The organism is Planctomycetota bacterium (genome assembly GCA_018242585.1).
GTDB lineage: Bacteria > Planctomycetota > Planctomycetia > Pirellulales > PNKZ01 > JAFEBQ01.
On the sequence record JAFEBQ010000004.1, the window covers coordinates 74573 to 88585 of the forward strand.

The window sequence follows — 14013 nt, forward strand, 5'->3', positions numbered from 1 at the left end:
CTCAACGGCTCGGTGACCGACAACGGCTCGAACCAGGCCTTGATCAAGAACGGCCCGAACAACTTGTGGCTTAACAACGGGACGGCGACGTTCACCGGCACCTACAGCAGCGGCACCACGATGAACGTGTCGTCGACCTTGGGCTTGTACGTTGGCCAAACGATCAGCGGTGGCACCTTGCCCGCCGGCGAGGTGATCACGGCGATTGGCACCAACACGATTACGCTGGCCATCGCCCCCTCGGGAGCGTTCTCGGGCCAGTCGATGTCGGCCACCAACGGCGCGAGCTACACCGCCTCGGGGGGCATTGATGTCAACATGGGCTTCCTCCGCTTTGGCAACAGCTCGGCCAGCGGCGGCAATCCGAATCCCTTCGCCACCGCGGGAACGGGCACGCTGACCATCAACCCCGGCGCCGGGATCATCATCGAAGGGCTTGGCAACCTGAACAGCGGCCAGGTGGTCGACGTGCGCAGCATCGCTTCGAGCTTGGCGCAGTTCGTCATTCACGGCAACTTCGACCCCACCTCGTACATCAGCAACACATCGAGCGGCGTGCTGGCCCTCTATAGCACGACCTTTACGACGGCCACTGGCACCACGGCGTTGAATATGTCGGCCATTGGCGACGGCACGTTCTACCTGGGGGCCAGCCAGGGAGGCTCGGTCTACTCACTCAGCGGCTTGCTCCCAGGACGCAACACCGATGGGCAAAGCGACATCTATCGCCTGGGGGGTGGCGGCACGACCTTGACGCTGTCGGGCGGCATCGCGGGGCCGTTGCTGGCCGATCAGTCGGTTGGCATTCCGCCCGTCCAGGTTGTCATCGGCTCGTTGGCCACCAACGGCACCGGCACCGTCGTCTTGAACCAAACCAACGCTTATACCGGCGGAACGATCATTTCGCGCGGCTCGGGGGCGATCATCGTGTCGGGCGGCGCGAATGGCATGCCGTTCGGCGGCGCGGTCGCGCCGTCGTTCACGGCCACGTACGATGGCAATTTCTCCAGCTTGGTGGCGGTTTCGTCGGGCGTTGGCCTGACGCAGAACCAGGTTCTGAACGGCGCGGGCTTGGACCCGAATACATCGATTGTTACCTTCTCGGGCTTGAGTCTGGCGACGACCACCGCGACCGGCTCGATCAACGCCTTTAACATTACGGTCGGCTCGACCGCCGGCTTGTATCCTGGCATGTTGCTCACCTCGGGCGCGGGCGTCCCGGCCGACACCACGATCGTCGCCATCTCGGGAACGACCGTCACGTTAAGCAATCAGTTGACCGCGGCCTTATCCTCGGCGTCGATTAGCGTCTCGCCGACGATTGTCTTAAGCACCATGCCGTCGGGCGGCGCCTTTACCGGGGCACTGACGGCGGGTGGCTATACCGCCACGTCGGACGGTTCGATCACGTTGACGGTGTCGTCAACCTTGGGGCTGGCGGTGGGGCAAACCATCGTCGGACCAGGTATTCCGACCGGCGACACCATTACGGCCATCGGCGCTGGCACCGTCACTCTGGCCGTCGCCCCCTCGGCCCCCTTCACAAGCCAGTCGGTCTCGACCGGCGGCACGGGCAACGTCGATCTGTTTGGCACGCTGACCTTGCAGGGAACGGGCTTCACCGGCGGCAGCTTGGAAAACAGCACCGGCACCGCCAACTCGAACAATCTGATTCTCCACCCCGGCGCGCAGCTCAGCTTTAACAACGGCACCAGCGGCAACATCGTCTCGACGTCGAGCGTGAGCGACCGGTTCAACGCCAACGCGTCGCTGGCGCTGTATGGCACCACCGTCTCGATTAGCAGCCCGAGCAATGCGTCGTCGTCGATGTACATTGGCGGGGTCTCGTTCCTGGGCGGCTCGCGGATGGCGGCTATCTCGTCCGGCACCGGTTCGGCCACCTTGACCATCAGCGGCACGAACACCTTTACCCGGGTCGGCAACGGCACCATGGTGTTCCTCGACACCGCTGCCGGACGGTTGGGGAACACCACCGGCAACAACCGCGAGCAGATCATCGTCAACGGCGGTGTCACCAACATCAGCGGCACGGTCGTGAACGGCATGTTGCCGGCCTATTACATCGCCGGCAACGACAATACGTTCGTCACGTACGGCGCTGGCGGGTTCACCCGGGCCGCGTACAGCAATACCGTCCCGGCAGGCACGTTTACCCTTGGCGCCAATGAGTTCGCCGGCACCGCCGTGGCCAACGTCACGGGTAGCGTCACGCTGTCCGACAACCCGGTGCTGTACGCAATGGCCATGGGCGCTGTCACGATCAATAGCGGGGCCGGCCAGTTGAACACGATTCAATTGAACGGCACGACGGCTTCACCGCAGTCCGGCGGCGGCTTGCTCAGCTATGGCAGCGGCACGATCAACGCCAATCTGAACTTCAACAATCAAGAAGCTCTGATCTACAACGCGGCGGGCGCCACGTTGACGATGAATGGCGTCATTCAAGGCGCCAGCACCATCACCAAGTTCGGCACGGGCACGTTGCTGGTAAACGCCGATCAAAGCAGCGCGGCCCTGGGCCCCGGCAACGGCTACGCCAACGGCTGGGTGGTGAACGAAGGCACATTGCAAGCCAACCAGTACGGCGCGCTGGGTGACGCGGTCCCGACCAATACCGTGCAACTGATTGGCAGCGCCAGCGGCGCCGCGACCTTGAGCTTGCAGTTGAACGTCAACGGCTTCCAGAACGCCACCTATTCGTCGGGCACGATCATCGCGGTCGACAACGCCGCCATCAACTGGCAATCAAACGGCAACGACCGCGTCAGCACGGTCGCGGATATCACCATTCAATCGACCGGCGGCGCGTTGGAGCCGGCCCAGTTCCAGTTGCAAATGAACAACCGTCTGCGCTCGATCCTGCAGGCGGGCGTCCTGACCATTCAAGCCATCGACACCAACGGCGCGGTGATTCCCAACGGCACGGCCAGCGCCATCGTCACCGTCTCGTACAGCACCACCTTGCCGGGCTCGACGACGACCACGCTGACCGCCGGGGTCGGGGCCACGGGCATGTCGGTGGCCAGCCTGGCCGGCGGCGCCAACACCACGTTGATGAAGTGGGGATCTGGCGAACTGTTCATCCGTGGCGACAGCAGCAGCGCCTTTAGCGGCAGCGTGCTGATCCAAGAAGGCGCTATTCAGGTCAACAGCAACGGCGCCTTGGGCACCGGCGCGGTAACCGTCAGCCGCTACGGCACCCTCGACATCAACGTGGCCAACTGGACACCCACGAATTCGTCGATCACCTACTCGACCGGCTCGCTGGTCCGCTTGTCGGCCGACGGCGCGCTGGCCGGCGCGTCGAGTTGGAGCCTGGGCGGCGCGACGCTGCAGGTCAACAACGACCAAGGCGTCGCCAGCCCGAACCTGTACGCCTCGCCGGTCACGATTCGTTTGAACGGCGGCTCGATCGAAGGGTTCATCCCCTATGAATCGAACATCATCCAGAGCAATCTCAGCCAGGGGATGGTCTACCGGACGTTGGGCTCGAACCTGACCATCGCGCTCGATGGTAACTCGTTCATCGGCCAGAACAACTCGCAAGGGGTCAACGGCCTGGACAATGGCGCCCAGGCGAACGCGACGAGCCCGTTCACGCAAGCCGGCGCGGGCGCGATCCTGGTGGTCAATGGCGCGATCACCGATGGCAGCTTCGGTGGGGCCTCGTTGACCAAACAGGGCTTCGACACGGTGATCCTGGCGGGGCTCAACACCTACTCGGGCGGCACGTTCATCAACAACGGCATGTTGCGAATCGGCCAGACGAACGCGCTCTCGACGCTCGGCAACTTGTATACCACGTCCACCGGCGTGTTTGACTTGAATGGCTTCGACCAGACGGTCGCCATGCTCAGCAGCCAAACGACGCCCACCACCGGCGTCAATCCCAACGGCGCCAATGGCTTTGTCTTCAACTCGGCGACGACGATCAACACCTTGACCATCGGCTTGTCGCCGTCGACCTCGGCGACGTATGCCGGCCTCATTCAAGGCAACATCGCCCTGAATATCACCGCTGGCGAGACGGTGCTGGCCAACGCCAACACCTACGTCGGCGGCACCACGATCAGCGGCGGCATCTTGACGGTGACGAATACTTCGGGATCGGGCGCCGGCACCGGCCCGGTCACGATCACTTCGGGCGCCCTGCAAGGGACCGGCATCATCACGGGTCCGGTCACCTTGGGTGCCGCGGGCTCGATCAATCCTGGCACGTCCGCCTTCACCGGCGCGGGCCACCTGACCGTGAGCAGCCTGATTAGCAATGGCGGCACGCTGAACTTCCGCCTGAACGACACCTCGGCCAGTAGCGACCAGTTGATCATTGCCGGCGGCGTCGCGGCGCTGACGTTTAGCGCGCTGACCACGATTGGTCTCTCGAACCCCAACGGTCTGGCGGGCGGAAAAACCTACGCGCTGATCAACTACGGTGGTGGCGCGCTGGACCCGGCGCAATTCAACATGCTGCAACTGCAAAGCAGCACGCTGCTCATCAACACCACCAACTACAACGCCACCCTCGTCAACGACACGGCCAACCACTCGATTGACGTCTTGTTGTCCGCGCCGACCAATCTTACCTGGTACGGCGTCGGCACCTTGTCATCGAGCACCCAATTGGGAACGCCCGGCGTGTGGGATATCAACACGTCGAACAACTTCTACCAGGGGACGCTCTCGGGCGGTTCGGTCGTTTACCAGGATCCCAACGTCAATGACGTCACCTTCGATGACCACGCGGTATCGATCAGCGGCCTGACGACGGTCACCCTGATCGGAAACGTCACGCCGCTGACCGTGACCTTCAACAACAACGCCAACAACTACGTGCTGACCGGCACGGGCAGCATCATCGGCATTACCAGTGGTGGCCCTTTGACCAAACAAGGGTTGGGAAGTGCCACGATCGGCACCGCCAACACCTTTAACAGTGGCGCCTCGATCGAGAAGGGGACGCTGCTCGTCGCGGCCAGCACATCCCTCGACGGCGGCTCGACGGTGATTCAATCGGGCCCGCTGGGCACCGGGACCATCACGCTGGCGTCGGGAGCGGCCATCGGCGCCGACAACAGCAGCACCCAGACTCTGGCCAACAACATCGTTGCCAGGGGCGCCATTACGATCACCGGCAGCGGCAACCTGGTCTTCGACCAACAAGGGTTGACGGGGGTGAATCAGAATTACTTCTACCTGGGCGACAACACCACGCTGACCGTCAATAGCACCGCCACGATCAGCGACATCATTACCGATCAGGCATACGGCACGGCGGGTAGCGGCGGCGCGAACCAAGGCTTCGCGCTGACCATTGCCGGCAGCAGCACGCTGAACCTGGGGGCGACGCCCAGCTACACCGGCGGCACCGTGGTCAATGGCGGCACGCTCAACGTCCTGGCCAGCGGCAGCTTGCCCAGCGCGTCCAACCTGACGGTCGGCGCGTCCGGCACGGTGGTCCTCAACAACATCGGTCAGTCACTGGCGACCGTCGCCAGCGATGGCGCCTTGACGTTTGCCGCCACCTCGGGCGTCAATACGATGGCCTCGCTCAGCGGCGCCGGCACGACCAATCTGGCCGCGAACACGATCATCACTTCGCTGAACAGCTCGGGAATCATCGCCGTCAACTCGGGCACGACCACCACCGTGACGGTCAGCAATGGCATCTTCTCGGGGGCGTTGAACGGCAATACCAATCTGTACAAGGGGGGGGCCGCGAGCGACCTGCTCACCATCTCGGGCACTGGCAACTATTCCGGCATCACGACCATCGCCGCTGGCACGCTGAACGTGACCTCGCTGGCCGATGGTGGGCAAGTGAGTTCGGTGGGCGCGTCGGGCAACCAGTCGAACAACCTGGTCATCAATAACAACGCGGCGCTGCAATACACCGGCACGTCCAATTCGAGCACCGACCGGCTATTCACCATCGCGGGCGCGAACGCCACGCTCGACGCCTCGGGAGCCGGAGCGGTGGTCTTCTCGAACGCCGGCAGTCTGAACTTCAGCAACAACGGCGCGACCGTTTTGAACCTGACCGGGAATAGCGCGCAGTTGAACGTGCTGACCCCGATCATCACAAACCCCACGAGCGGCCTCACCTCGGTGATGAAATCGGGCCTTGGCACGTGGGAACTGGCCGGCCTGAACACCTATGGCGGCGTCACGACCATCAGCAGCGGCATCCTGGCCGTCACCACGATGTCGGCCGGAGGCTTGGCCAGCAGCGTCGGCGCGTCGTCCAACGCGGCCGCCAGCTTGGTCATTGGCGGCGCCACGTCGGCCGGCACGTTGCAATACTTGGGCAACGGCGACTCGACCGACCGCTTGTTCACCATCGGCGCCAGCAGCGGCACGATCGACGCCTCGGGCGCGGGCTTGCTTAACTTCACGAGCGGCGGGGCCATTGTATTTCAAGGAGCCGCGAACTCGACGCACACCATCACCTTGACCGGCACGGGCAGCGGCGCGCTGTCGCCGGTGATTGGCAACTTTGGCAGCGGCGCAACGGCCGTCACCAAGAACGGCGCCGGCCAATGGGCCCTCGCGGCGTTGAACACCTACACCGGTGTCACGTCGATCAACGGTGGCACGCTGAGCGTGAGCGTCCTGGCCAACGGCGGCGCGAACAGCAACATCGGCGCTTCGTCCAACGCGGCGGGCAACCTGGTCATCGGCAGCGGCGGCGCATTGCAGTTCATTGGCTCGTCCGGAGGCTCGACCGACCGGTTGTTGACCGTCAATCCTGGCAACGCCGTGCTCGACGCGTCGGGCTCGGTGGCCTTGCAATTCACCAACAGCGGAGCAGTCGCTCTGAGCGGCACCAATACCGCCCGGACGATCACCTTCACGGGCACGTCGGTCGGCAGCTTGATCAACACCTTTGCCCCGACCATTGGCAACAACGGCACCGGCGCCACGTCGGTCACCAAGGACGGCACGAACCTTTGGGCGCTGACCGGTTCAAACAGCTATACCGGCGTGACCCGGATTCTCAACGGCACGTTGAGCATGAGCGTCGTCGCCAACGGTGGCACGAGCAGCCCCCTGGGCGCCGCTTCCAACGCATCGACGAACCTGGTCATCGACGGCGGCGCGCTGCAATACACGGGCGGCGCGGCATTCACCGACCGCCTGTTTACCATCGGCACCGGCGGCGCGACGCTCGACGCCTCGGGCAGCGGCCTACTTAATTTGAACAACGGCAGCGCGTTGACCTTGCTGGGCGCCAACACGCAGCGGACGTTGACCTTGACCGGCGCCGGCTCGGGGTTGCTGGCGGCGATCATTCCCGACAATGGCACCGGCACCACGCCGCAACTGTCGATTTACAAGGACGGCATTGGTTCGTGGGCACTGACCTCGAACGGCAGCACCTACACGGGCACCGTCACGATCAATGCTGGCACGCTGAGCGTGTCGACGTTGGCCAACGGTGGCGTGGCGAGCAGCCTGGGCAAATCGAGCAACGCAGCCAGCAACCTGCTGATTGGCAACAATGCCGCGCTGCAATACACCGGCGGCAACATCACCACCGACCGGCTGTTCACGATTGCCGGCGCGACGGCCATCGTCGACGCCTCGGGCTCGGGAACCTTGACCTTCAGCAATGCCGGCGCGGTCGCCTTTGGCACGGTCGATCAAGCCGCCACGCTGCAAATCACCGGTACCGGCAATGCCGTGTTCAGCACTGGTTTGAATGACAACGGCGCGGGCTCGGTCTCGCTGCTCAAGGCCGGCACGGGCACTTGGACCCTGCTGGGCAACAATGGCTATTCGGGCACCACGACGATCAGCGGCGGCACGCTGCAGATCGGTAACGGCGGCGTGACGGGAACCCTCAGCGGCACCAGCGGCGTCACCGGCACGGGAGGCACGCTGACCTTCAACCGTTCCGGAAGCATCGAGTTCGACGCGCCCATCGGCGGCGCGGTCAATGTCGTGCAAGCCAACGCCGGAACCCTGATTCTGACCGGCGCCAACGGCTACACCGGCACGACGACGATTACCTCGGGCACCCTGCAAATCGGCAACGGCGGCGCCTCGGGCTCGATCGCCAACACAAGCGCCGTGACCGACAACGGCACCCTGGTGTTCAACACCTCGGGCGACACCTCGCTGGCGGCGGCTATCAGTGGCACGGGCGCGGTGATTCAAAATGGCTCGGGCACCGTCACGCTCAGCGGCGCAAATACTTACTCGGGCATCACGACGATCAATGGTGGCACGCTGAGCGTGGCGTCGTTGGCGGTCGGGGGCCTGGCCAGCGGCATCGGACGCTCGGGCAGCCAATCGGGCAATCTGGTCATCAACGGCGGCGCGCTGCAGTACACCGGCAACGGGGGCATCACCGACCGATTGTTCACCGTCGGTACCGCGGGCGCAACCCTTGACGCCTCGGGCCCGGGACTGTTGCAGATCGCCAACCCCGGCGCGATCGCTTACGCAGGCACGGGCACGAACGTGACGCTGACCTTGACCGGCAGCGGCACCGCCGCGCTGGCCGCGGCCATCAACGACATCGCCGGCGCTCAAACCGCGGTGAACGTGGCCGGCGGCTCGTGGACGTTGTCGTCGAACACCAGCGCCTATTCGGGCGGCACCACGATTGGCGGCAACGTGTACGTCACCAACACCAGCGGCTCGGCCCTGGGGTCGGGCGCGGTCACGATCAATGCCGGTGGCAATCTTTCGGGAACGGGCATCGTGAGCGGCGCCGTCACGCTGAATGCCGGCGGAACCATCGCGGCCGGCATCCTGGGCACGCCGGGCACCTTGACCCTCGGTTCGCTGGCCACGGGCTCGACGGGAGTGGTGAACATCAACTTCGCATTGCACGACTATCAGGGCGTGCAGGGCGCGAACAGCTTGCTGGCGATTACCTCGGCCACCTTGCCGGTGTTCAGCACCACCACGTCGGTCAACATTACCGGACTGTCTGGGTTTGGCCTGGGAACCTATCAGCTGTTCAGCTATGCCGCCAGCGGGCTGTTGAGCGCCGGCAGCATGGCGAACCTGCAGATCGGCAACGTCACCGGCGCTGGCAGTTTCTCGTATGCGTTCCAGAACGTGGCCAATCAGATCGATCTGGTCGTGTCGGCCGCGGTTCTCAATCTGACATGGACCGGCGCCGACACGCCGGCTCAATGGGATCTGACCACGACGAATAACTGGCTCAATGGGGCCAGCCCAGCCACCTACATCGATGGCGCGAACGTCACGTTTGCCGACAGCCCAACCACGACATCGGTGACGGTCGCGACCACGGTGACCCCGGGCTCGATCACGTTCACCAACACCACGACCGCTTACACGATCACGGGCACGGGCACGATCGCCGGTGCCACGACGGCCCTGCAAGCGAACGGTAGCGGGATGATCACGATCAACAACTTGAACACTTACGGCGGTGGCACGACGGTCAACGGCGGCACGATGGTCGTCGGTTCGAGCACGCAAGTCACCAGTGGCACGCTGGCGTCGGGCCCATTGGGCCTTGGCACGATCACCCTCTCCGATGGCGTAAGCTTGGGCGGTGACGGCCAGACCTTGGCCAACGCGCTGGCCATCGCCGGCGGCGTGACCTTCACCGGCAGCGGCAATCTCACCTTCGACCCACAATCACTCTCCGCGGCAAACACGGTCACGTTGCTGGGCAATGCCACGCTCACGGTCAGCAACTTGACCACCACGATCAACGACGTGATTACCGACCTGGGCAACTCCCGATCGCTGACCAAGGCAGGGAGCGGCACTTTGGAGATCGGCGCGATCGCCCAATACACCGGCGCGACGATCGTCAATGCCGGCACCCTGAGCGTCCTGAGCACCGGCGGCCTCGCCTCGGGCAACAACTTAACCGTGGCGGCCTCGGCCGCGGCTCAGTTCGCGAACGCGAATCAAACCCTCGGCACCGCCAATATCAGCGGAGCTCTGACCTTCTCGGCGGCCGGCGCAAGCACGATCGGCAGCCTGACTGGCAGTGGCACCGTGACGGTGACCAACGCCTCGGCCATCTCGCTGGCGGTGAACGGCGGCAGCTTCGGCGGCGCGATCAATGGCTCGGGCGCCTTGGTGTTCACTGGCGACACTACGCTGTCGGGTGCTAGCGGCTACACGGGCGGCACGACGGTCAGTGGCGGCGTGCTGAACGTGCTGAGCACGGGCAGCCTGGCCAGCACGGGTAACCTGACGCTGACGGGGACGGCGGCGGCGATCTTCGCCAACGTGGGCCAGCAACTGGCGATTGTGAACAACGGCAGCTCGACGGCGGGAGCCTTGAGCTTCTCGGCCACGAGCGGCACGATCACGCTGACCCAGTTGACCGGCTCGGGCAACACGCTGTTTGCCAGCAACGCCAACGTAACCACGTTCGACACGGGTTCGGCCACCGTGGCCGGCAACGGCACGTTCACCACCGTGAACAGCGGCACGTTGACGGTCTCGGGCGTGGCGACCATCGGCACCATCGCCGGCGGCACCGTCCGCCTGGGCGGCGCGACGGCGGCGATCACCACCCAGAGCGGCGGCCTGGTCACCATCCTCGGCAGCGGCACGTTGACCACCTTCTCGGGCGGCACGTTGACGTTCGCCGGGGCTTCGACCACCAACGCGATCAGCAACCTGACGGCCTCGGGGACCGTGGTCGCCTCGACTTCGAGCACGATCTTGAACGTGAGTGGCGGCAGCTTCGCCGGCACGATTACCGGCAGCGGTTCGGTCGCGGTGCTGGGCAGCTTCCGCCTGGGCGGCAGCACCCAGAGCTATACCGGCACGACCACTGTGTCGGGAACTGGCACCTTGAACCTGACCTTGTCGAGCGCCATGAGCGGCACGACGGTCAACGTGAACAACGGCGGCGTGCTGAACGTGCTGAACGGCACGTCGCTGGCGAGCGGCACGAACCTGACGGCCGACGGCACGGTCAGCTTCAGCGCCGATCAGACGCTGGCCTCGTTGACTGGTTCGACCGGCATCGTGAGCATCAGCGGCACGACGCTGACGATTGGCGGCGGCAGCTACGCCGGCCAGATCAACGGCGTCAGCGGCAACCTGGCGGTTACCGGCACAACGACCCTCAGCGGTGCGTTGGGATACGATGGCGCCACGACCGTTTCGGGCACCTTGGATCTGAACCTGGCCAGCGTGATGAGCAGCACCAGCGTCACCGTCTCGAATAGCGGCGTCCTGAACGTGCTAACCGCGAACTCGCTGGCTTCGACCACCGCCCTGACGAACAACGGCACGGTCAGCTTCAGCGCCTCGCAGGCCCTGGCCAGCTTGGACGGCGGCAGCAGCGCTACCTTGAGCCTGGGCGGCAACACGCTGACCATCTCGGGCGCGGGCGGCAGCTTTGGCGGCGCGATCAACGGCACGGGCGTGGTGGCGATGAACAGCGCCAGCGGCGTGCAGACCTTGTCGGGCACGAGCAACTACACGGGCGGCACCAACCTGGTGGCCGGCACGCTGGTCATCGTCGGCGCCAACGCCCTGGGGACCGGCACGTTGTCGTTCAACGGCGGCGTGCTCCGCTCGTACAATGACGTGGCGCTGACCAATCCGATTAACATCAGCACCTCGAACGGTGGCTTCGACGTGGTTAACTCGGGCGAGAATGTCACGCTGAGCGGGACGATCTATGGCTCGGCCCAGTTGACCAAGTTGGGGGATGGCACCTTGTGGCTGACTGGCGCCAGTAACTCGACCGCCACCACGTCGGTCCAAAGCGGCACCGTCAGCGGCAACGCCAGCAACGCCGGCACGTCCGTGGAGGTCACCAGCGGCGCGACCTTCTCGTTCAACCAGACCGCGCCGGGCGCTTACACCGGCACGATCACCGGCACCGGTAACATCCAGGTCACCGGCGGCAGCACCCTGACCCTGTCGGGAGTCGGCAGCAGCTACAGCGGCACCACCGCCGTCAGCGGCGCCACGTTGTACGTCGGCAACGCCGGCAACCTGGGCACGGGCGGTCTGGTGATCACCGACGGCACGCTGAGCGGCAACCTGACCGGCGCGATCATCTATCCGTCGCCGGTCACCTTGTCGGGGAGCAGCAACCTGGTGGTGCCGAACACCGGCGTCACCATCTCGCTGACCGGCACCGTGACCGGCAGCGGCAGCTTCAACTACACCGGCACCGGCAGCACGCTGGTCTTGGCCAACAATAACATCGGAGCGTTGACCGCTTCGCTGGCCGTCACGGCTGGCACGCTGCAAGTCACCAACGCCGGCGGCTTGGGCACCGGCACCGTAACGGTGAGCGCCAACGGCCAGTTGGCGTTCTCGAACCTGGGCACGATCAGCACGTCGAACAACATCACGGTCTTCAGCACGACTTTGAACAGCGCTCCGGCCCTGTCGTTCTCGGGCAACAACACCTTCAACGGCAACTTGACGGTGGGTGGTTCGGCCGGCAGCGTGGCGGTCGTCGGCCTGGATTCGGGCAGCTTCACGACTTTGAGTGGCACGCTGACCAAGACCGACACGATCTTCGAGTTCAAGAACACCGGTTCGAGCGTCGCCAATCTGTTCATCAGCGGCACGCTGGTCAGCGTCAACCCGGGCGGCGCCTACGACAGCGACGTGATCTTCAACGGCAATAACCAAGGCCTGAACGTCACGCTCTCCAGTGCCCAGAGCTACTCGGGGCCGACCTACGTCACCAATGGCAGCACCCTGGCCCTGGCCGCCAGTAACGTGTTGCCCACGCCGACCAATGGCGGCGCTTACACGGACATGACGTTGACCACTTCGGCCTCGGTCACGACGTTCGATCTGGCCGGCAACAGCGATACGGTTCGCAGCCTGTCGAGCTTGAACAGCGGCACCTCGACCTCGGGCAGCAACATCGTCACTGACTCGGTGGCGACGGCCAGCACGCTGACCATCGCCATGACCAACACCACCTTGGCCAACGGCGCCACGGGCCTGGCCACGTTCAACGGCGTGGTCAGTGGCAGCAATCTGAGCATGGTGATGGCCGGCGCCAGCGGCACCGCCCAGGTAATGACCGGCGTGAACACCTACGGCGGTTCGACCACGATCTCGGGTGGCGCTTACGTGGTGAACGGCTCGATCGGCACGGGCAACGTCACGGTGATGAGCGGCTCGAACGGCGCGATCCTGTCGGGCAACGGCACCGTGAACGGCGCCGTGGTCGTGCAGCACGGCGCCACCAGCGCTCAGGACGGTGTCATCAGCCCGGGCCTGAATGGTGTGAATGGCGCGACGGCCGCTCAGCAGACCGGCGTCTTGACGGTCGCCAACAACCTGACGATCAACGGCACCTACCTGTGGGATGTCAACCCGAACACGAGTTCGACGAACATCGGCACGGCCGGCACGAACTACGACCAGATCCAGCTCACCGGTGGCTCGAATGCCTTGACGGTGGGGGGCGCCTCGACCTTCGCCCTGAACTTCCTGAACAGCTCAGCTCCGCAGACCAGCGGCTTGCAAACCGCCGCCTTCTGGCAACAGTCGGAATCCTGGCACGTCGTGACCACGTCGAACTCCTCGGGGGTCTCGGGCTCGTTCTTCTCATCGATCACGGGCTACGGCACCAACGGCTCGATCGCTGGCGTAGGCGGCTTCGCCTTCTCGACGACTGGCAACGACCTGGTCCTCACCTGGACGCCGGTGCCCGAACCGGGCAGCTTGAGTTTGGCGGCCCTGGCTGGCTTGGGTCTGGGCGCTTACGGCTGGCGTCGTCGCCGCCGCGCGGCCGACGAAGCCGCCAAGCCGGCGGTTGACGATGCGGCCACGGCCGGCGAAGTGGTTGATCCGACGATGGACGCTTAGAGCAGTTCTCGAATCTCGGTAGCGAGCGTGTCTACCAAGCCGGTGGCTTTGCCACCGATCTCGGCGGCAAAGCCGCGTATAGCGAATCGGCACGCGATGCCCTGAGCTAGGCGACCAGAGTTCACATCTGCCAGGTCGCCATCAAGGCGTGAAAGATTTGACTCGGTCCGCGCACTAGCTGATATTGGG

Annotated in this window: 1 protein-coding gene (running past one end of the window); it reads left to right on the top strand. The window is 64.7% G+C overall.

Features of this window, described 5'->3' with window-relative positions:
- Positions 1–13824 carry the 3' portion of an autotransporter-associated beta strand repeat-containing protein gene (locus JSS27_02005; protein ID MBS0207705.1) on the top strand. The gene continues 16419 nt to the left of window position 1, outside the view, so only the last 13824 of its 30243 coding nucleotides appear in the window; its start codon lies beyond the left edge, outside the window; its stop codon occupies positions 13822–13824.
- Positions 13825–14013: the final 189 nt, after the last annotated feature.